Genomic DNA, 21,746 nt, shown 5'->3' with positions numbered 1-21,746 from the left:
GAAAGTATAAATCGGAATTAGCCGTTCTACTTGGCTCTCTGCTCAAAAATGACTCATAAAAGTTCAAGCGTCCTAGCTCGATGTTAAATTATTGTGTAATAAGTGAGATTTTTGTTGTTCTTTTACTAATGTCTAATATTCCTACCCATAGCAACACATGCTTAATAAGATCAAAATCAAAATTGGTTCATGCCGCTTTCTTAGTATGGCCTAGAAGTTTGATGTGGGTGTTGTCTCGTATTGGTCGAAGGCCTGTCTACCAAGCGAAACTCTAGTTGACGTAGTTCAACGTTGAAACATAAAAGGATGACTCAATGTCTGACAAAAGTAAGACTTTTTACAGGGATGTGCGCAAAAAACCGCATGAATTTGAAAACCGAGAAGACTTTCTAAATCATGATTTAACCGTCATGAGTTTCCGTCGCTGGGGAATTCATTTGCCCTCACGTGATTACAGTATTGAAATCGAAGACTGGGTACCGGCATTAGCAGCAACCATTGGTAAAGTGGTTATGGTCACTGCCATGGTTTCCGCTTTTGCTGCTCAGTTTGGTTTATCTCCGGAATTCATTGCAGAAAACGTGCGTTACGAATTACTTATCGCTGGAGCCCTGTTCGTCATCCTGTTTTCTGCCATCCTAAACCCGAATGCAAACTTAGCGGGAACCCATGGCCCAATGATACCGCTGATTCCTATGATTGCAGCTGCAGGAGGGCACCCTCTCGCGCTAGGTTTGATGGTATGTGTTTTTGGGTTAATTCTCGCCTTAACCAAAGGTGGCTCTAAACTCATGACTCTGACTGGTATCGGGGTTCGAGGAGGGTTGTTGATCTACCTTGGTGCCGTTGGGTTGCTCGGGCAAATTAATAAGACGGAAGCGTGGGCTGCAAGTACGGACCAAGGTTACATTTCGTTTGTGGTCATAGGCCTAACCGTTATGGTTTACGCTTACTTAGCCAAGATCAATAAACGTTGGCTCGCTATCCCATTGTGCTCTGCACTCGCGGGTATTGTTGCTTATTTGATGGGCGCTGAGTTTGCCTTTACCACAGAACCGGGCCTGCCTAATTTCAGTCCATTCTACTGGTGGGGTGAAGATACAGGCTGGCAGCTAGGCTGGCCAACCCTAGAGCACTTTATTGCCGTGACTCCATTTGCTCTACTGGCAGTCGCTATGTGGTCCCCTGATTATCTCGGCCATCGTGTGTTTCAAGAACTTAACTACCCAAAAGAAGCGAAAGGTGTACTCATGGATGTCGACGACACGATGGTCGGAGCATCTGTTCGTCAGGGGGTTGGTTCACTCTTAGGGGGCGGAAACCTAGCTTCTTCTTGGGGAACGTACATGATTCCTGCCGCAATTGCCAAGCGTCCTATTCCAGGTGGCGCTCTGTTGACGGGTTTCATGTGTATTGCGGCGGCGGTAATTGGCTACCCAATGGATCTAGCAATGTGGGAACCTGTTCTGCGCGTTGCTTTGATTGTGGGTGTATTCTTACCACTCCTTGAAGCGGGTATGCAGATGATCCATAAGCATAAAGATTCACTCAGTGCAGGTATCTGTATTTTTGCCTGTGCATTCGTTAATCCAGTCTTCGGTTGGGCAATCACGATGCTGTTGGATAACCTCGGGCTTATCGGCGACCATGAGCGTGCTAACGAACTATCGCGCAAAGATAAATATCTGATTCCTGGCACTGCGTTTATCGTTTGTGCAGGCTCCCTTGCTATTGTTGGTCAGCTTCCAGGCATTCCAGCTCTTATCGGTTAATCGAATTATGCTCTAAAGGTATAGTGAGAGCAGTGAGTAAAGGGACTTGCTTCTTAAAATAGTAGACAAAAACAAAAAGCTACCTAGTACCAGGTAGCTTTTTGCATGTAGGGTTAGGCTACGGAGTTAGGCTATATGAGTGATTCAATGCCGTATTTTGCGCCGTAGTGTTCAACGACAAAATCAATGTCTTTGTCACCACGGCCTGATAAGTTGATCAAAATCGAGCCGGTTTCTCCTTGCTGTGCGAGTTTAATTGCGTAAGCGACAGCGTGTGAGGATTCAATAGCAGGGATTATTCCCTCTTCACGAGACAGCTCAAAGAAGGCATCAATCGCTTCGTCATCACTGATTGAGCCGTAATTGACACGGCCAATGTCTTTTAAGTAACTATGCTGAGGCCCAACCGATGGGTAATCCAAGCCACTTGCTACAGAGTACACTTCCTGAGGTTCGCCTTGCGCATCTTTAAGCATGTAAGACTTAAATCCGTGCATGATACCTGGCTCACCGAGTGTGAGTGTTGCAGCATGCTCGCCAACCTTTTGCAAAGAGCGGCCCGCAGGTTCAACGCCGTGAATGGCGACTTGTTCATCCTCTAAGAAAGCAGTAAATAGCCCCATCGCGTTAGAACCACCTCCAACGCATGCGACGAGATTATTGGGTAACTTGCCGGTCATTTCTTTGAATTGAACTCGTGCTTCGTTACCGATAATTGATTGGAAATCTCGTACCATTTTAGGGAATGGGTGAGGGCCAACGACAGAGCCTATCGCATAAAGCTGTGTATCAGGATCTTTCAGATAAGCTTCGAATGCAGAATCTACCGCTTCTTTGAGGGTTTTGCGCCCATGAGTGGCAGGAATGACATTAGCACCAAGGATTCTCATGCGGACGACATTCGGATGTTCTTTGGCGATATCAACTTCACCCATGTAAATATCGCATTTCAAACCAACCAATGCCGCGGCTGTAGCAAGCGCAACACCGTGTTGCCCTGCGCCAGTTTCTGCAATTAGTTTCTTCTTACCCATCTTTTTAGCGAGAATGGCTTCCCCTAAGCAGTGGTTAATTTTATGTGCGCCTGTATGGTTTAAGTCTTCGCGCTTTAGGTAGATGTCTGCTCCGTATTTTTTAGACAAGTTTTCCGCATGGAAGATTGGGCTAGGTCGTCCAACAAAGTGCTTATACAGGCGAGCGAGTTCCGCTTTAAATTCAGGATCTTTGCTGCATTCCTCATAAGCTGCGTTGATGTCATGCATGATTTGTTCAAGCTCAGGTGGAACAAAGCTACCACCGTATTCACCAAAGTATCCTTCTTCGTTGGGCATAGTGAGATCAAACGAGTTTTTCATTATTTACATCCTAGTTAACGAAAGTATTGATACTTTTATACCCAAAATTTAGAAGTGGTTGTGTGATCAGTTGCTTAAATCAGAGTTCGCGATCTAGTGCACTAGTTAAAAAGTACAGCTTGTGTAGGGGATAATAGTTGTGATGTAGAATCAGGTGGTTTGAATAGATGCAAAAAAGCCTCGAGAGATCCTAGGCTGTCATAAGAACCTCTCGAGGCAAACAGAATGCTGGAAATACACTCTGCGATGGTGTCTGGAAACAAAAATTAGATTCGTTTCCTTTGTCAGATATTAGGGTTTTAGAATGAGTCGATGTCAGCGAAATGTCACAAGTTAATTGCGGTATTAAAAGCTTATTTTTTATTTTTGATTAATGGATTAGAAAGTAACCTAAAACAGGCTAACCTACCGCGTGTTCCGCGTCTTTTAAGTTGGACATGATCTTTCTTTGTCTCTAATCGGCGTCTTTAACCAACACGTGCACTTTGGTCCCTAAAGTAAACGTGGCGCTCTGGCTGGAAATTTTTTGTTTGACTGCATCAAATTCGAACTCACCATTTTGGAAACTTGATAAAGGAATGAGACCTTCGGTTCGGTTCCTCTAACTCAACAAATACCCCGAAGTGTGTGACTCCACACGCTGTCCCTATGAAGTGTTGTCCGATAAATGGCTTCATGTAATGACATTTCAGTGCTGACTCAACCTCTCAGCTAGGGATTATGTGCTCGTAGTTATTAGAATTTATTGATTGAGCAGATATATTTAATTTCATTTTTTCTCTTATATTCGCCAATCGCTTTTATTTTATAAACTTTATTTTTATGAGCAAAGCATGAGGCGAAGTGATTCAGATATGAATGAGATTAATTTAATTCCAAACTGGAATTGCAAGGTAGGTTGTGTGATTACCTAAAGATGTATACCAAAGTGACTTTATTGAAAGTGATTAATGATGGTGTGGGAGAGGTAAGTGATTTGGCTATATAAACTTAGATAGAGAATAGTAAGGGCAGTAACAAGTGGAAGGGGATTGTGGCACCAACAACATTGATGCCACACAAAGAATTACAGTGCAGTTACTTCAGCTGCTTGTAAACCTTTGTTACCTTGTTCAACAACGAACGATACTTTTTGGCCTTCAGTAAGAGTTTTGAAGCCTTCAGAAACAATAGAACGGAAGTGAACGAATACGTCATCACCGCCATTGTCTTGAGAAATAAAACCAAAACCTTTAGTTTCGTTGAACCATTTTACTGAACCAGTTAATTTATTAGACATAGATACCTCTATATTTGATTGTTTTAAATATTGAATTTTTAGCTAATATCAAGTGCTACTATATGATTTTAGAGATAACTATTTTGTCGCAGGAACGTAAACGAGGAATTCGATGTGGAACTGAGAGAAACTTTGATCTTTAATTACATTAATAGCTCTTTCCGTAAGAGCTGATGTGCAGTATACCGACAAAATTAATAAAGGCTAGCCTTTTCTTTTTTATTTTTTGAGTACACCAAGCGCATTGCTTTCAAAGCATACGCTTGGTGTATAAGACGGCGTGATGTTATAGGTGGCGTCGAGCGCTTAGTGTTTTCTGGTTGGGCCGTTACGAACGATGTCTTTACCATTGTCATATACGTGCTGCGAAACCCAGCGGCCAAGGAGCAATTGGTGCTTTTCTCCTAATACGGCAACAAATGGACGACCATCGGTATTAGAGGTGGCTAGCGCAACGCCAGTGACACCTTCAAGGCCAAGAGCGCCGCTTTCTACTAAATGCAGAAATGCCTCTAACTCTTCAATCGTTTCGATTACATGGTTATCAATATTCATTGTATTCAATCTCTTCGAATTGCATTGCGGTCGCGTACTCTACCTAAGTTAAGCGTGGAAACCAAGCTTCTACGTGCGTCATGTAATGAGAGAACCTTGCCCTGCCACTAATCATCAATAAGTTAGTCTCGATAGTCCGGAACTTGCCTAGATTCAATGAGGCAGAAAACACTCTCTGGTTAGACATGAGTCACATAATGTTGTCTGGTTTATCTCATCAATACTTTTGCTATTGGATGGGGTGAAGGGGAGTGCAATAATTTGTGAAACTCTTTTCCTAAAGGCTGTTATGAAGAAAGTCCTGATTACCGGTTTTGAACCTTTTGGTGGTGACGCCATTAACCCCGCCTTAGAAGCGGTCAAGCAATTAGAGGCCGCGGCCATAAAAGGAGGTGTGATAGTTACTTGCCCAGTCCCCGTAGTTCGATATGACTCGGTGAAAGTCGTTATTGAAGCAATAGAAGCGCACCAGCCAGACTGTGTGATTACTGTAGGGCAAGCGGCCGGGCGTAGCGCGATAACCCCAGAGCGTGTCGCAATCAATGTCGATGATTTTCGTATTCCAGATAACGCTGGTCATCAACCGATTGATGAACCCGTGGTGGCTGATGGTCCTGATGCTTACTTCTCGACACTACCGATAAAGCGTGTTGTGCAAACATTGCAAACGCAGGGTATACCTAGCCAGATTTCCAACAGTGCTGGAACATTTGTATGTAACCACCTTTTTTATGGCATCCAACATTACTTGAAAGACAATCCGATTCGTCACGGGTTTGTTCATATTCCATTATTGCCAGAACAAGCAGCAGATGGCAGTCAGCCTTCTATGTCTCTGGAGATGATAGTCGAAGGGCTAAGGCTGGTGGCGCAAGTTTGTATTGCCAATGAAAACGACATATTGGTCAGCGGCGGGTCGATTTGCTAGTAAGTGTTTTAAAATCCAGTAAGTATATGAAAGATAATAATAAGCTCGTCGTTTGATGTTGTAGTAAATGTTAGCTTTGTCAAATTTCACAAGTAGCGAAAGGAGTAGCATTGAATAGTCAGGTTGGATGTTGTTCAAACTGACATTCCTCTAGTACAGGAGGTGTTAGGGGGCTAACTTTACGAAAGGCGAGTTATTATGAAAAGCAACAAAAGTAAGTCAATCGCACTTATCTCTGTCGTTGTTTTCGCGTTGGCTATTGCTGCGCTTAAATTCGAAAACACGCTCGGAGTTCTTCCCATCGTAGTCGCTATTATCGCGTTTTTTACTTGCGTTATTTATACCAGTAGATACCTGTCTGATATGAAGCGTTCAGAGTTGATAAGTCAACCCAAACAAGCTCGAAAAATGTGTTCCAACGCATCACGCAATGAGCTTGATGCGTGCGATAAAAAGCGTTGAAGCGAGTCACATTCTCCGTATACTTTGCTGGAGCATTAATGCACTAACGTGTCGGAGATAAGCATGTCAAATCGAGTACCAACCAACATACTGACCGGATTTTTGGGTGTCGGTAAAACGACCACGATTTTAAATCTACTGAAGAACAAACCGGAAAAAGAAAACTGGGCGGTTTTGGTCAATGAATTTGGTGAGATTGGCATCGACGGTGCATTGATGACCGACCAAGGCGCGCTGATTAAAGAAGTGCCGGGTGGTTGTATGTGCTGCACTGCGGGTGTGCCGATGTCGGTAGGTATCACCGCATTATTGCGTCAAAAACCGGACCGTTTATTGATTGAGCCGACAGGCCTTGGTCATCCAAAACAGGTTATCGCGACGCTTACCTCACAGCAGTATGAACCTTACGTTGATCTTAAAGCGACGATTGCCTTGGTTGATCCGCGTAACTTAAGTGATGAAAAGTATCTTTCTAACCAAAACTTCGTGGACCAGTTAGACAGTGCAGATGTGGTTATTGGTAGTAAGGTTGACCTATGTTCCAGCCACGACCTTGATGTGTTTAATGACTGGGTGACGGACCAATCCCCTTCAAAAGTATTCAGTAAGCTTATTCATGACGGTGAGTTGCCGATAGAAGTCTTGGATATTGAGCGGGTTTACGGCAGCGCTTCTTCCCATATCGAGTCACATCATCATGACCACGCTCATCAAGAGCCTCAATTCCAATTGGCGCCTGGTGAAGCCTTTGTGCGCAAAGAGAACAAAGGGCAGGGTTATTTTAGTTGTGGGTGGTTGTTTGGGGCAGAGTATAAGTTTGATTTTGAAAAGCTTTTCTCTATGCTTTCGGACTTGACCGCAGAGCGTGTTAAAGCAGTGGTCAATACGGATCAAGGTTGTTACGCGTTTAATGTTGCCAACCGAGTCGTGTCGGTGAATGAAATCAGCTTAGAAGGCTTTGAATCACGATTAGAAGTGATAGATTCTCAGCTGTTGCCATGGGATGAGCTTGAGCGAATTCTCCTTCAGTTATCTGGCATCAAACATTAAATCGCGCAAAGGTTAAACGAAAACGGTGAACCACTAATATATCTGTGCTCACCGTTTTTTCTTTTGTAGGATTTCAATGAGAAAAGTGAGATAAATCACTCAAATTCGGGTATAGTGCACGGCTAAATTTTTAAAGCTATTTTTAGTGGTTTGTTTAAGGAATACGCTCAATGTCATTTTCATCTCAAGGTTTTGCGCCAGAAGTGGTTAAAGCACTGGCAGAATGCGGTTATGAAAAGTTAACGCCAATTCAACAGAAGGCGATTCCAATGGCTCGCAAAGGCCATGATATTTTCGCTACAGCACAAACAGGTACTGGTAAAACGGCTGCGTTTTCTCTGCCTATGATTCAGCAGTTGCTAGACAGTAACCGTAGCGCTTCTCGTAAGACTGCTCGCGCACTTATCTTGGCTCCAACTCGTGAGCTTGCTGAACAAATTGCTGACAACATCAAAGCTTACACGAAGTACACGAACCTGTCGGTGGCTGCGATTTTCGGTGGCCGTAAAATGTCTTCTCAAGTAACGGCATTAGAAAACGGTGTAGATATCCTAGTGGCTACACCAGGTCGATTGGAAGAGCACATTGAACAAGGTAATGTCTCGGTCGCACACTTAGAGTTTTTAGTGTTTGATGAAGCAGACCGTATCTTGGACATGGGCTTTATTCACGCAGTACGTAAGATCATGCTAGATGTGGATACTGATCCGCAAATTATGATGTTTTCAGCAACGACTTCGAGCCAACTAAATCTGTTAGCAAAAGATATCCTGCGTAAGCCTAAGCGTATTGAAGTTGAGCGAGCGAATACGACAGCACAGACAGTTGCTCACGTGTTATATCCAGTTGATCAAGAGCGAAAAACGGAACTGCTTTCGGAGCTGATTGGTCGTAAGAACTGGAAACAAGTGTTGGTATTTGTGAACTACAAAGAGACCGCAAACGAAGTAGTAAAAGAGCTGAAACTTGATGGTATCAAAGCGGTGGTTTGTCATGGTGACCGTGCTCAAAGTGCTCGTCGTCGTGCGTTAGAAGAGTTCAAGTCCGGTAAAGCACGTGTCATGGTGGCTACCGATGTCGCTGCTCGAGGTCTAGATATTGAAGATTTACCTCACGTTGTGAACTATGACATGCCTTTCCTAGCGGAAGATTACGTTCACCGAATTGGTCGTACAGGCCGTGCAGGTAAACAAGGTCATGCCGTTTCATTTGTAAACCGAGATGAAGAGCTCACGGTTGTTCAGGTTGAAAATCTAATCCAGCAGCGAATTCGCCGTATTGAGCTTGCAGGCTATGAACCAAAACAGCGTGAATCTTACATTGAAAAGCTGCACTCAAAACCAGCGTTTAAGAATCGTCAAGGTCGTCGTAATAACCCGAACCAGTCGGCAACAGACCAAGGGTCGGCAGAGCGTCGTCTTGCTATGGTGAAGCGCCTGAAAGCGCGTCGTGGCGCAAAGTAAATTACATCCGTTTTAGATGAAAAGAGCCCCTCAATATAGGGGCTTTTTTTGTTTTGTCGTTTCGCGTTAATTTAGGCCAAGCATATTTGGCTCACCACGATAAATAATGCGATCGTTTCCTCGGTGAACACCAAACGTAACTGTAACAGGTGGATTTTCCTCTTCACTTGTCGTGTTATCCCAATCGTATTTCAGCCAAGGGATGCGATTACCTGAGCCGTCTAAATCCAGGTGGAATTGTATTTGCTCGCGTGCTGAGTCAATTTGGCTTGCAACGATATCGGTCATTCTGCCAATACTCATCGTTCCAACGCCAGAAAGCAGGGCGTTGTTTGCTAGCGCATGAGACCAAATTGGCGTGCTGAAGTAATATTCACCACTCGCCGTTGTTGAGCTGTCATCGAAGTTAGTCGTAAATCGACCGTTTTGCCAAATTTCCACATCAAGTGGCACTTTGATCACCATGCCTTGGTTGCCACCTACATCTTGAAAGTTCAAACGACCGAATCGAATGTCTGGTTGTTTTGTGAGCACTTCGCTATCGTCGAAGAAGTTTACCTCATCAACGGCTTTAGTCGTGACTAAACCTATTTGGCTGCTGTCACTGTTAGTCCCTTTATTAAATGGGCCATCAGGGTATTGTTTATCTGTCGTGTTCTTTTTCCAACATGGGCTATTGTTACAAGTCGCATTGGTCGAGGGCTTCTCGATCACAAACGTTCCAACACTCGCGCTACCCAGTAGTTTCCAGTCTACCTTCTTAGGCTTAGGCGGCAAAAACCGATCGGAGTATGAGCTTAGCTCGCCTAAGTCGAAATGTTGTTGAAGGTTAGATGAAAAGTGGACGTAGTTCTTCACGTTTTCCTTATTCGCATTGAGTGCGACAACATCGTAAGTGACTTTCTCAAAAGGTTGATTCATGTAAGCAAAAGTTTGGCCATGTGGGTAGTGCCATTCTTGGTCTTGCACTTGAAAATATTTTGGGTAAAAACGACCGATGTAACGATAGCTTTCGTTAACAGTCATACCTAGATATTTACTTTCTAGGTTTGCTTTTACTCTCAAGCTCCCGACTTCTTCCCAATATAATCCATTAAAGACGAATTGATCATTCTTGGCTGAATTATGCGCCTGAGCCAGTGAGTCACTACTTTTTAGCAATTTTGAGGTTTGGTTCGCTGTCTCTGATGGCGTATGTTGCTCACTCGACAAGACAACCGATGCTGCTGGAGCGTCATCAAGCATAAAATTACGGGTGATAGAGGCATCACAATAACGTGCTGATTCAACAGAACCACTTACAGAGCCGTCAGTTTGCCAAATGATCGGCTTCACTGTTAGAGAGAAAAGTTCTCCGGCGGCAATAAACCCATCTCCTTGTTCAGAGGTGCCAGAAGGCAAAGCACGTTGGTTGTCACAGATAGCGAATGTCCATGGTCGCGAGTGCACATTAAATGTCCCTTTCACTTCCACTTTGCCTTCTTCAGGGCACTCTTCAAATCCCTCACATTCAAAATGATCGGACAATGTCACTTCAAATATGCCGGACTCGTTCGTGACAAGACCATGTTCAGACAAGCCGTCTTTAAATTCCGCTGAATAGCTAAAGTTTCCTTCACTTCCTCCTAATGGTTGAACCAATGGATGAAAAACCTTAGGAGTACCATTGTAGTTGCTTGCGACTACAGGTTCGCCGGTGGAAGCACAAGCAAGCAATCGCGTATGCACGTTTTCTGGTTTACCTGCAATAACGCGTATTTCATTTAAAGTGGCGCTTTTCGTCTTTGAGTAGGCCTCAAACATAAATGGCGTAAACATAAAGCTAACCGTTTGATGCTTGCTGGTGTCTTCTGCCATAGTGAAAGTCAGCGTGTAGTTAGTACCTAACGCGATGGTATCAATATCGTTCGGGACCATTCGAACAACGAGCTCACCATTGTCGTCAGACATAAATTGGTTTGCTTTTAATGTCTGCTGACCTTTGATCACCTCTAAAGTGAACAAGTCAGGGTGTGATAGGGCTGCACTGACTTCTGCGCTTACAACTTCTCCATTATTGGTTGTCATTGCTGTAAATTGCGGAAGATCGTCGCCGCACATCAGTGCCATGTCGTCCGATGGTGTGACGCTGAGGTCGAAGTCGTTCTCTGATGGAGGCTGCATGCTGCAATTCGGAACATCTTGAGGGGTGATTCGACAGACTTGGGAAGAGTAGTGACAATCAGCCTCGCCCAATCCACAGTATTGCGTGTATTTGTTGTCTTGTGCTTTCGTTTGTGCACTTCCTGGCGTTTGTTGGATTTCACCACAAACTTGACTAGGCTGATTTGGAGCGTTGTTGAAGTTCAATGTTTGGAAGTATTTAATTGCTGCGGTGGAACTATAGAATGAGCCACTTAATGTAGCTGACGATCCTACAGATTCAGCCGTACCATAGATCGACATATCTTTTATAATCACAGATTTGTGCGCAGAAACATCACCGACGACAAAATGGTCTTGTAAAGGATGGTTTGTTTTTAGGTGTAGTGTTTCGCCTTGTGATTCGACCTTACCACAGATGTTTGTATTAAATATATTGGTCGTGCTGTGAGTCAAAATGTCACCAATAATGGTGTTGTACTCACCATTAATATGAAGGGCCTCACCTGTTAGCTCTATATCCCCATCGATGAGAACGTTATGCAGCTTTGTTGGATAAGCCGATAGAAGATCACCATAGATAACAGTGTGCTTGTTTTGGTAATCGTCAATGCTTGATGCTTTCTCATTGTTAACCGTTAATCCGGTAGCGAGTGCGTGGAGAGAGATACGCTTATTGGGTTCACCAATCGTATTGTTCCCCTCTAACACAATTCCATAATCTGCTTTTAACGTTATCTCTTTGTCCGGTAATGAGGAGACAATTTTATCACCAGCGGGTAGGACTAGTTTCCCTGTACAGCGATAAGTCGTGCCATCGCTTTCGATACTAAAACTCTTGTGTGAGCAAAGTTGACCTAACTCAGATAGATCTTTTACGTCATAAGTGGTGGCGTGTGAGGTTAGCGGTAAAAAAAGAACCGCAGTGAAAATACTGCAAAGACGCATCATCAAATGTCCTAATGAGTGGAACAAGATGGCATCAAGCGAGCGTGAGCAAATGCTCACTGAAATTGGAATAGCTGCGGTACTTTTTGTTTTGAAGCCGCTTAGTTATTGAACTTTGGTTGTTTTTTATTTCGTATGTCATACCAAAGTTTAGCGGCCTTATTACAACGTAAGTGTCAGGTTAGTTCAAGAGGCAAGTGTGATGTGTGTCGATTTATATGTGTAACTATTTGTTAGTTAAGGATAATAAGTAAGCATGTTGGTTCAGAATCAGGAAGGACGCGATCCTGATTCTGAATGTTTATAACGCTAGGCAGCGTGAACGATGAGTGGAGCCATCTGATATAACTCTTCTAGTATGGCTTTCGTTTGTCTCGAATAGACCAGGCAATCTCGATCGCCAACGAGCTGAATTGCTCTCACTTTACCTGCAACCAAACATTGCCTAATCGTGCGTAGAACCATTTGGATATCAATTTCTGACGCGCCATCAAGGCTGTTTTTGGTTTTTAGAGATCCAAGGTCGATACTAATGATTATTTGGTCGCAGTGGTCTAGGTAATTGCCGATCTGTTGCTTAACATTATTGCGATGACGAAAAGAAAACTCTTTATCGGTTACCCAGTCACAACCTTGATCCTCCGCGTATTCCCACGTTTCTTGCTTTGTATCTTGTTCGCTAACACCAGCAAAAAATAATCGCACGTTTTGATAGCGAGAAAGAGCAAAATGGAATGCCGAGCCTAAGCGTGGCTCAAGTGTCGGTTTCAAGTTCATGTTATGCCCGATATTTACGACACCCACTTCGTCTCGATAGGATACGACCACAGGTAACATGGACAAGATTGCCTCGGTACAGTTAGTGACTAAAACCGGAATTGAGTGACGAGAAAGCGAAAGACTTAACGCTTCCTGAAACTCGCCATTCTCCAGTTTGTCGTGGTTGAAGTGCCCATAGTTTTCAGCGGTTTCATGATCATGTTGTTGGTAAAGCCAATCACTAGCATTTTCCAAACTTTGATCAGCTAATTCAAACGCGCCCTTAGACATGGGTGGCAAATACTCACACACTGTCATAAAAGAAAAAGGGTAATGCTGCGGCTGTTTCACGGTGTGATGGAGTTTATAGCGTTTGAAAAAGCTTAACATGATGAATTACCTTTCTGGTGGTAGTGCCCTTGCCGCTTGCAGTACATGTAAAATAATGCGCTGCTTATCCTTTTCGACTCGGTGGGCCGGAGCCATCACTGAGACTGCGCCAATCAGTTTGCTTCCTTTCATTACCGGTGCGCTAATACCTGAAACACCCGGGTCAATCTCAGAAGTACTGACGGCATATCCGTGTTTACGGATGGTTGTGAGCTCTTTTTCCCACTCGTCGCGTCGGTGATCTTGATTAAAATATCTCAAGATTTTCTCGCATCGACTTTGAGGCATAAAAGCGAGCATCACTTTAGATGAGGCACCGCGCAGCAGAGGTTGACTTTGACCCTGGACGAAGCTGCAACGCAGCGCCTGCATACTTTCTTTCTGTCTGACACAAAGCGCACGATAACCCGCTGGTACCATATAAGCGGCCATTTCCCCGGTTTGTTGTACCAACCTAGCCAGTATGGTTTCGACCATGTCGAGCCCATGTTGCGCGGTCTCATAGCTGTGCATGAGTAATAATGCCGCCGGACCAACGACAAATGTCTTGTCGTGAACGCTTTCTTCGATCAAGTTCCACTCTTTAAGCAGTTTTAAGTGTCGGTAAAGGCTGCTTAAAGGAACGTTCAATTGCTCGCTTAGCGTTTTCGCAGAAACTGGGAACGGACTAACTGCAACTTGCATTAACAACTGCAGTGATTTTTCGTTTACCTGGTTAGCATTAGCTTTGTTTGTCGTCATGAGAGTGTTGTAACGTGTTGTAGGAGTTACGACAAATATAATTCTTAATCACTGAGAAAAGAAAAATAATTTTAATGGGTAATTCTTACATGATGAGAAACAGACAGGTAAAGACTTTCGCAACTACCGATAGACATAACATGGTGTCGAATTAAAGTCTCAGGTTTGAGGCGCTTGATACTAAATTGGAACAGGAGTGATTAAGACATTGTTTAGTTTGCGGTATTACTCAGCGTTTCGCATACTGAGTTAATCCAAACAAATAATGTTAAAAAACGTGAGTTGCTAGCGGGTATCGGAATCGAGGTACCATCTCAGTAAATCGGTTTTATAAAAGGTTACTTTTATATGCTGAATAAGGCGATTTTTAAAAAAGCCATCATTTTTCTTCTGCCTATTCCCTTGGTTATTGGAGAGGTTTTGTATTTAGCTCGTGAAAGCGTGCAAAACAATCTCAATCATTTATTAGAAAAAAATGTGCAAATTGCAGATGAAATTTTATTCCAAATAGAGACAGAAAACCGCACGGCGCTGCTACACCCTGAGCGATGTGAAGAGCTCCAGCAAAGCTTAATGTTTGAACGAGATATTGAAGAAATGCTCATTGTGAAAGAGGGAGTCATTACTTGTTCTTCGAAATTGGGAAGTATCTCTAAACCGTTAGCTGAGCACATCACCTTTCCCAAGGGACAAACGCTAGCGCTTGGTAGTGTTGATAGCTTGTACGATCAGTTTTTGCTAGTGGTAACGGAAGGAGAGCGCGGTTATCAAGCCGTAACGATTATCGATCATGACTACTTTAATGCGACAATAGGGTTTAACAACGATTTACGCCTAAAACGTTCTGCGCTGTTTATTCATGAGCAAGTTTCACCTGAAGGAGCATTAAGAGCGGGAAGTAATCCTATCGGTATCAAATCGTCGCAAATGTTTGAGTATGAAGCTTTGAGCGAAGCCAGCGATCTTTTCGTCAAACAGAGAACACTTTCCTATTTTTTGTACTCAATTCCAATTATTTTCGTGATCTACCTTTGCTTGTATGCGTTGAATAAGTTTATTGATCCTCATCGCAATTTGATACTGGATCTTAAAAGAGCGATAAAAAGAGGAGAGTTGACCCTGTATTACCAACCGCAAGTTAACGTTGATACCGGCCAGTTATTCGGGTTTGAAGCGCTAGTGCGATGGGAGCATCAAAGTAAGGGGTTCATTTCTCCGGATGAGTTTGTCCCTGCGGCAGAGCAAAGTGGATTGGTTTTTTTACTTACTGATTTCGTTCTGGATAAAGCGGCAGAGGACTTCAGTAAATTAGGCTTTGATCAGCCTGTCCACCTTGGTATTAACGTGCCGCCTGGTTATTTAGTCGGACCAAACGCGATCAGAAAAATTCAATTGCTCGACAGACAGTTGAGCCGAAACAAAGTCTCATTAGGGGTAGAGATAACGGAGCGTCAGCTCATTGATTCAGAGGCGAGAAAATGCATTGCAGCACTGCGAGTGCATGGTATTGATGTGCTGATCGATGATTTTGGAACTGGCCAAACCTCGTTAGCATTTTTACAGCACATGCGCATAGATTACTTAAAAATCGATAAGTGCTTTGTCGAAACCATTGGTATTCCTAGCCTTAGTGCTTCTGTCTTAAAAGCGATGGTTCATTTCGCGGAAGAGTTACAAGTACAATTGATCGCTGAAGGCGTGGAAACCATAGCGCAAGCTGAACACTTAAAGCAGATGGGTGTGAGATATCATCAGGGATACCTGTACTCCAAACCATTACCTTATGAGCAGCTTGCGCAGCGAAATCATTATGATTGGTAGACGTTAGCTCTATAACACTGAGCATTTTCATCAAACACAAACTCTAACTCATTTTTGATGCTATCTAAGCGGTCTTCTTGGTAGTGAGACACATACAATAGTTGGCTTAAATTCTCTCTAGCGATGAGTTCAAGTGTGTTCTTAACTAACCGTCTACCCAAAAAATCTAACCCTTGATACGGCTCGTCCAAAATCAATAATGTGGGTTGTTTCACGATGGCTCTTGCAATCAGTAATAGTCGCTGCTGACCGTACTCTAATTGCTTGAATGAGGTTTTTTTGTACTGGCTCATATGTAAGATATCGAGCCACTCGTTTGCAATATTCATCTCTTTGCGAGTTGGCTGGTTATACAACCCAATCGAATCGTAAAATCCTGACAAAATGACTTCTAATGCGCTGCAATTGACTCGATATTGGAGGTGTAGCGCTGAAGACACCATGCCGATATGCTGCTTAATTTCCCAGATTGTCTCGCCAGTACCACGCTTTTTACCAAAAATATCAATGTCATTGCTGTAGCATTGCGGATGATCGCCAAAGATCAATCCAAGTAAGGTACTCTTTCCACAACCATTTGGACCTTTGACCTGCCAATGTTGGCCCTTGTCTATGCGCCAGTTCAAGTCAGTAAAAATCTTCTTATCGGTGTATTCGACAGCCCCATTCTTTAGTTCAAATATTGGGTTGTTGAATGGCGTCGAGTGCTGATGCTGACGTATCAAGCTTATCATTTCTTCACTCTGTTGCTCTGACTGAGATTTTATTTGTCCAATGATTGGATGATTATCCCAACTGGACTTATCCATTGTACTATCAAGCTTTCCTGCACTGAAAAGCGCGATGCTATTGATCCACTCAGGCATGTCAGATTCGCGAGAGAAGGTTACGAGTAGTTGCACATTTTGAGAAAGCGAGTGTAAATAGCGAGCGAGAGCAGCTCGGTGCGCAATATCTAAGCCAGTAAATGGATTATCGAGTAATACTAAGTCAGGTTGTGTGGCTAAAGCTCGGGCGAGCATTACTCTTCTGGTTTCTCCGGTAGAGAGAACGCGGAAGCCACTATCTTTAAGATGACTTAGGTCGAGATCATTAATTAGCTGTTCAGTTAAGTTGGTGTCTTGGCTCTGCTCTAGGATTAATGAATAAACAGTGCTCCCTTGGTCGATACGATCAAGAAAATCCGTATCATCCTTTTCTAATTCTCTTTCCAGTAATCGCTGTTGCTCTGATAACGACACTTGCGCAACGGACAGCCCATTTAGCTCAATTTCCCCACTATTTGGTGACATTTCATCACAAATAAGGTCTCCAAGCAGAGAGCCAATATCTCCATCCGCGCTGAATATCCCCCAAGACTGCTGAGTGTTAATTTTCCAATCGTCAATAAACAAGTGTGTCGTGTTTCTCTTAGCTGCAAGCTGACGAAAGTGAATAGTCATTGTGTTTGTCTTCCCTGTTTTCGTTTTAGTGGATTACTTATAACAATTTACGAACTCAGTACGGAAGCGCTTTTGTGTATTAATTTTGAACAGTGCTCAGTCTTGTGCATATTAACGAAGCCTTGTATTAGAGGATAAAAATGCGACTAGAGTCATTAAGTAACAAGTAAACTTGTCAATAATTTTGTTTTATTTTTGAATCAACCTATCATTATGCGTGTATATGTTATGCTGATAAATTCATATTTGCCGTTTGTTAATTAATCAATGTAAGGACACATGTTTATGAGTGAAACGGAATACGATTACCCTTCGAGTTACAGCCTAGTTTCCATTACCGATACCTCCAGTTACATCAAATATGCCAGTGAAAACTTTAATGAAGTCGCGGGGTTTGATGAAGGGGAGCTTATCGGTAAACCCCACAATGTTGTGCGTCATCCTGATATGCCAAAACAGGCTTTTAAAGATTTATGGACTCACCTGAAAACTGGCAAACACTGGATGGGAATGGTCAAAAATCGACGTAAAAACGGCGGCTATTATTGGGTTGACGCGTTTGCTTCTCCTATAAAATCTAATGGTGAAGTTGTGGAATACCAATCAGTGAGATTTAAACCTGAGCGTATACACATCCAGCGAGCGGAAAAAGCGTATTCGAAGCTTCGAAATAATCGTAAGCCGTGGAAAATGTATCTTCCTCGTACACGTTTGTGGATGAGATCGGCCTTCTTCCTTTTAATTTCAAACCTTCTTGGCTTACTCATTCTACAAATGAATCAATCACCAGTGATAGCGTTTGGCGTTGTTGCGTTACTTTCCGTTTTCTCTATTTATGTATTAACCAGACCAGTTGAGAAGCTCGCTAAACAGGCTAGGCAAGACTTCAACAATCCACTCATGGAATATATTTATTGCGGAAGAATCAACGATCTGGCTGAGATTGAGCTGGGTATGAAGATGCGTAAGCAATTTGCCAATGCGCTATTGGGGCGCGTTGGCGTGTCTGTAAAAGACTCTTGCGAAAAAACGCGCGCAAGTGCTAACAGTGCTGCGACAAATAGCCAGCAAGTGACGGAGAACTTAAGCGCACAGAAAGTGGAGATTGACTCGGTCGCAACAGCGGTCAACGAGATGCAAGCCTCTTCATCTGAGATATCAAATAATGCTCAAGCGACCGCCGAGGCTACGTTAGAAGCGCAAAATACGATGATAGACAGCCGTAGCGTTATCGATAATGTTAACCAATCGGTACTAGAGCTGGTGGGTGAGCTCGGCGAAATATCTAAAGTGGTCATACGTTTGAACCAACAAACCGAGCAAATTGGAACCGTTGTTGAAGTCATCAATGGTATTGCCGAACAAACTAATTTATTAGCGTTGAACGCTGCAATTGAAGCCGCGAGGGCAGGCGAACAAGGCAGAGGGTTTGCCGTTGTAGCAGATGAAGTGAGAACCTTAGCTAAAAGAACTCAGGAATCGACAACAGAGATTAAATCGGCCATTGAAGGGATTCAAAATGGGAGCAAATCAGCGGTTTCTGCGTTAGAGAAAGGTAATGAAATGTCGACCGGAACGGTAACATTGCTAGGTACTGCTTTGGATAGCATTCAACAACTGGAGTCCCTTGTTCAGGACGTCGTCGAACGAAACCAACAAATTGCGGTCGCGATAGAAGAGCAGGTTTATGTAACGGATGAAATAAATGAAAACATCCAGTCGCTTAATTTAAAGTACAGTGAATCGTATGAACTGATGACTGAAACGAATCATATGAACACCAAAGTGCAAAATTGCACCAATGACCTGTCTGAAATGATTAAGAAGTTTGCTTAAACTTTAGAAAATCGAAGTTAAAAGCCCGCTAAACATTAGCGGGCTTTTAACTGGAATATAGTGAAGTGCTGGATTCGCTTACGAGCGAGGATTTCTAAATCTCGTTTTTGTAAGAGCTAAAACGACGAGAGCTCGCAATAAATGCGAGCTCTCTAAATAAGTGGCGGAGAGATAGGGATTTGAACCCTAGATACGCTATTAACGTATGCCGGTTTTCAAGACCGGTGCTTTCAACCACTCAGCCATCTCTCCGTTGTGGGCGGTATAATAAGGAGCATAGTCCGACTTGTAAAGTGCTGAATTATAATAGAAGTACTGTTTGCTTGTTTTATGATCACTGATGTGATGTTGGACAGTTTGAAAACGGAGTGAAAAAGGGACAAAAAGTACCAATTTATAGAGTTTTTACTTTATATTGGCGCACGTCAATAAAATGGTGTTTTATTGTTATCTTGCTGATATATAAGACATAACATGCTTTTAGGGTACATGTGTTCGCCCGAAAGTATTTGCAAGACTTTGTGAACTAATTCAAAATTAACTGGTATAGCCAGTTGTGCTTAGAATTCTTAAGGGTGTTTATGAAGGTCACAAATCTATTTAAAGACAAAGTTGATGCGATTTCTGCTCATCAATCCGAGTTTATGAATTGGATGTCTCCAACGTTACGCGATTATTGGAGTGACTTTTTGGGGAAAGCTCAAAATAGCTTTCTTTTCTCAAAAGTTCGTGATCACCAGCAGCCAGCCGTCAACGAAGAAGTTGCACCTCAACCTGCACCGATCGTAATGGCACCTGAGGCTCAAAAGCTTTATGACGAGTTAAGTGAAAAAATTGGCGAAGTTATTCACACTGGTGATTGGGTTCATGTGTCTCAAGAACGTATTAACCAATTTGGTGCGGTAACGGAAGACATGCAATGGATTCATACTGATCCAGAGCGTGCTTCAACTGAATCTCCATTTAAGACAACTATCGCTCATGGCTTTTTAACATTAGCATTGCTGCCTAAACTGACGGATTCAGTCGATCCAGACAAGCCAATGTTCCCAACAGCTAAAATGGTAGTTAACTTGGGTTTAAACCAAGTCCGTTTCCCTTACCCTGTCAAAGCAGGCAATAATGTTCGTGCAGTCAGCACGTTAACAAAAGTAACGCCAATCAAAAAAGGTTTGGAGATTGAGCGCGAAATTAAAGTGGAAATTGAAGGTATTCGTCGACCTGGTGCGGTTGTGGTCTCTGTAATTCAACTGCATTTCTAATTCCGAAACCGGATAGAACACGACATAGTAAAAGAGAGCATCAAGGTGCTCTCTTTTTCATTTTTACTGATTAAAGTTTTTTACTGGCGTATAACCGTAACCTGCAATCGCTTTTTGTCCCTGCTCTGAACGAAGGAAAGCGATAAAACCTTTACCTGCATCGCTAATCTTATCTACTTTGTATAGCACTAGGAATGGTCGCGCCAACTTGTACTTATGATTGCTAATGTTTGTCGAGGTTGGGTCAATACCATCTAACTGAATCGCCTTGATCGAGCGATCTACTGACCCTACAGAGATAAAACCAATGGCGCGAGTGTTATGGTTAACAATGGTTTTTACCATGCTGTTGCTGTTTACAACCAAGTTGTTTGGGCTGATATCCGAGACAAGGCGATCATTAACGATTTTGGTCAGTCCCAGCAAGCTTTCGAAGCTGTAACGTGAACCTGAAGACGCTTCTCTAGTAACCACCGCGATAGGCTGATCTGCGCCCCCGACCTCTTTCCAATTCTTAATTTTACCTTTGTAAATATCAAATAGTTGTTGCTGAGAAAGGTTTTCTACAGAGTTGGTACGGTTTACAACAACAGCGAGGCCATCATAAGCGATAGGGTATACATTGAGATCTTCACCTTTTTCGCTTTCAGTCAGATAGCGAGAGCTCATGCCTATTTCGGCTACTCCTTTATTGACCATGGTGATACCAGCACTCGAACCAATGCCCTGAACAGCAACGTAATCGTCTGGGTGTGTTTTGTTGTATTCCTCAGCAAGTACATCCATCACACGAGCAACCGACGTTGAACCCGAGATGTTGATTTCTTTTGCAATGGTAGGGAGGGAGACTGCTATGGCCAATAACGTCGCCACAGTAAAACGTAACATATTAAACTCCATATACGGGATAAAGCAGAGTTTATGATATTGCGTTCAGGTTACACTTTTGTGAACTGTTAGCGCTAAACAGGGGAATTGTTTCTAGTCAAGAGGTGATGGAGCTAGCGTTTCCAAGTGGATTGAGATGATAATCTGGGTAAATGATAATATAGCTATCTTATACTTGAGTTAGGTAGATAACTACCATCGGTGATGATGTAAAGGTTATATACTAGGATCGACAGCTCTAACTATCATCCATCGGGAGAACGTTGATGTCAGTGTCCCAAATGGCGACAAGTCGTTTATACAAATCAGTTCAATCGCTCTGCTCTGCGCGTAATGCTAACTTGCCTGTCGAACAGGGCAAGTGCCTCTATGAGCTAGTAGAAAATGGCGTTGAGCTTCATCGGGCGCATTTTCTCCTCGACTCCCAGCATAGCGAGTATACTTCTCCCGTCGCGAAGATCATGTTTGATGAGGACAACCAACTTTGGTATTTCTATGTTCCCACATATCACAACGAGCTGTTAAGGTGGGTGCCTTATAAGCCACTTCCATTTAGCCGAATGCTTGAGGACTTACTCAACGAATTGGAGCGTGATCCTCAAGCGTGTTTTTGGGAATAGGGTGAGCCCAACGGATGCGAATGCCGACATGAT

At 43.2% G+C, this 21,746-nt stretch carries 17 protein-coding genes, 1 tRNA gene and 1 pseudogene; 9 read left to right on the top strand and 10 right to left on the bottom strand.

All coding sequences use genetic code 11. The features are described from left to right. The first annotated feature begins 314 nt into the window (after nucleotides 1–314). The gene (locus R7F67_RS09450; RefSeq protein ID WP_005375642.1) at nucleotides 315–1,772 is read left to right on the top strand and encodes a DUF3360 domain-containing protein; all 1,458 of its coding nucleotides are present in this window, start codon (nucleotides 315–317) and stop codon (nucleotides 1,770–1,772) included. Nucleotides 1,773–1,903: 131 nt separating this feature from the next. On the opposite strand, the gene trpB is transcribed toward R7F67_RS09450, so the two are convergent. The 4 genes and pseudogenes from trpB to R7F67_RS09430 form a co-directional block, all read right to left on the bottom strand. Then, complete coding sequence (gene trpB, locus R7F67_RS09445) at nucleotides 1,904–3,127, bottom strand: tryptophan synthase subunit beta (RefSeq protein ID WP_005375643.1); 1,224 nt, start codon at nucleotides 3,125–3,127, stop codon at nucleotides 1,904–1,906. 454 nt (nucleotides 3,128–3,581) lie between these two features. Further along, a pseudogene (locus tag R7F67_RS09440) lies at nucleotides 3,582–3,834 on the bottom strand (S1 RNA-binding domain-containing protein); the annotation flags it as partial. 359 nt (nucleotides 3,835–4,193) lie between these two features. Continuing rightward, nucleotides 4,194–4,406, bottom strand: coding sequence for a cold-shock protein (locus R7F67_RS09435; RefSeq protein WP_005375644.1), 213 nt, complete (start codon nucleotides 4,404–4,406; stop codon nucleotides 4,194–4,196). Nucleotides 4,407–4,712: 306 nt separating this feature from the next. Continuing rightward, nucleotides 4,713–4,961 carry a hypothetical protein gene (locus R7F67_RS09430; RefSeq protein WP_005375646.1) on the bottom strand — a complete coding sequence of 83 codons (249 nt, stop codon included), beginning with the start codon at nucleotides 4,959–4,961 and terminating at the stop codon, nucleotides 4,713–4,715. Between the two features lie 289 nt (nucleotides 4,962–5,250). Here R7F67_RS09430 and pcp point away from each other — a divergent pair, with 289 nt between their 5' ends. The 4 genes from pcp to R7F67_RS09410 all read left to right on the top strand — a co-directional run bounded on the left by pcp (nucleotide 5,251) and on the right by R7F67_RS09410 (nucleotide 8,864). Continuing rightward, nucleotides 5,251–5,889: a pyroglutamyl-peptidase I gene (gene pcp / locus R7F67_RS09425; RefSeq protein ID WP_017821091.1), complete on the top strand. Its 639-nt coding sequence runs from the start codon at nucleotides 5,251–5,253 to the stop codon at nucleotides 5,887–5,889. A gap of 198 nt (nucleotides 5,890–6,087) precedes the next feature. Then, nucleotides 6,088–6,351, top strand: a complete 264-nt coding sequence (locus tag R7F67_RS09420; protein ID WP_005375648.1) for a hypothetical protein — start codon at nucleotides 6,088–6,090, stop codon at nucleotides 6,349–6,351. A 63-nt stretch (nucleotides 6,352–6,414) separates the two neighbouring features. After that, complete coding sequence (locus R7F67_RS09415; RefSeq protein WP_017821090.1) at nucleotides 6,415–7,401, top strand: CobW family GTP-binding protein; 987 nt, start codon at nucleotides 6,415–6,417, stop codon at nucleotides 7,399–7,401. A 170-nt stretch (nucleotides 7,402–7,571) separates the two neighbouring features. Beyond that, nucleotides 7,572–8,864, top strand: coding sequence for a DEAD/DEAH box helicase (locus R7F67_RS09410; protein ID WP_005375652.1), 1,293 nt, complete (start codon nucleotides 7,572–7,574; stop codon nucleotides 8,862–8,864). 66 nt (nucleotides 8,865–8,930) lie between these two features. Here R7F67_RS09410 and R7F67_RS09405 read toward each other — a convergent pair whose 3' ends face one another. The 3 genes from R7F67_RS09405 to R7F67_RS09395 form a co-directional block, all read right to left on the bottom strand. Further along, the gene (locus tag R7F67_RS09405) at nucleotides 8,931–11,957 is read right to left on the bottom strand and encodes a DUF6701 domain-containing protein (RefSeq protein ID WP_258479286.1); all 3,027 of its coding nucleotides are present in this window, start codon (nucleotides 11,955–11,957) and stop codon (nucleotides 8,931–8,933) included. Between the two features lie 306 nt (nucleotides 11,958–12,263). After that, nucleotides 12,264–13,103, bottom strand: coding sequence for an arginase family protein (locus R7F67_RS09400; protein WP_258479285.1), 840 nt, complete (start codon nucleotides 13,101–13,103; stop codon nucleotides 12,264–12,266). A gap of 6 nt (nucleotides 13,104–13,109) precedes the next feature. Continuing rightward, nucleotides 13,110–13,844: an IclR family transcriptional regulator gene (locus tag R7F67_RS09395; protein ID WP_005386192.1), complete on the bottom strand. Its 735-nt coding sequence runs from the start codon at nucleotides 13,842–13,844 to the stop codon at nucleotides 13,110–13,112. A 348-nt stretch (nucleotides 13,845–14,192) separates the two neighbouring features. On the opposite strand from R7F67_RS09395, the gene R7F67_RS09390 reads away from it, so the two are divergent. Continuing rightward, nucleotides 14,193–15,665, top strand: a complete 1,473-nt coding sequence (locus R7F67_RS09390) for an EAL domain-containing protein (protein ID WP_053303738.1) — start codon at nucleotides 14,193–14,195, stop codon at nucleotides 15,663–15,665. Here R7F67_RS09390 and modF read toward each other — a convergent pair. Then, entirely contained in the window at nucleotides 15,653–17,107 is a 1,455-nt protein-coding gene (gene modF, locus R7F67_RS09385) for a molybdate ABC transporter ATP-binding protein ModF (protein WP_258479284.1), read from the bottom strand. The two genes, R7F67_RS09390 and modF, sit on opposite strands and share 13 nt — an antisense overlap. Before the next feature lie 285 nt (nucleotides 17,108–17,392). On the opposite strand from modF, the gene R7F67_RS09380 reads away from it, so the two are divergent. Beyond that, nucleotides 17,393–18,943, top strand: coding sequence for a PAS domain-containing methyl-accepting chemotaxis protein (locus tag R7F67_RS09380; RefSeq protein ID WP_025768974.1), 1,551 nt, complete (start codon nucleotides 17,393–17,395; stop codon nucleotides 18,941–18,943). Nucleotides 18,944–19,104: 161 nt separating this feature from the next. Here the strand turns inward: R7F67_RS09380 and R7F67_RS09375 are convergent. Then, nucleotides 19,105–19,195: transfer RNA gene (locus tag R7F67_RS09375), tRNA-Ser, on the bottom strand. Between the two features lie 329 nt (nucleotides 19,196–19,524). Between R7F67_RS09375 and R7F67_RS09370 the strand changes: the two genes are divergently transcribed. Further along, a complete protein-coding gene (locus tag R7F67_RS09370; protein ID WP_005375670.1) occupies nucleotides 19,525–20,205 on the top strand; it encodes a MaoC family dehydratase in 681 nt (226 codons plus the stop codon). 63 nt (nucleotides 20,206–20,268) lie between these two features. Here R7F67_RS09370 and R7F67_RS09365 read toward each other — a convergent pair whose 3' ends face one another. Next, entirely contained in the window at nucleotides 20,269–21,093 is an 825-nt protein-coding gene (locus R7F67_RS09365; RefSeq protein ID WP_064354614.1) for a phosphate ABC transporter substrate-binding protein, read from the bottom strand. A gap of 266 nt (nucleotides 21,094–21,359) precedes the next feature. Here R7F67_RS09365 and R7F67_RS09360 point away from each other — a divergent pair, with 266 nt between their 5' ends. Continuing rightward, complete coding sequence (locus R7F67_RS09360; protein ID WP_017635751.1) at nucleotides 21,360–21,713, top strand: DUF3024 domain-containing protein; 354 nt, start codon at nucleotides 21,360–21,362, stop codon at nucleotides 21,711–21,713. Nucleotides 21,714–21,746 lie beyond the last annotated feature (33 nt).

It is taken from the genome of Vibrio sp. YT-17, assembly GCF_033337375.1.
GTDB classification, from domain to species: domain Bacteria; phylum Pseudomonadota; class Gammaproteobacteria; order Enterobacterales; family Vibrionaceae; genus Vibrio; species Vibrio alginolyticus.
This window is presented reverse-complemented; position numbering and strand designations above follow the sequence as displayed.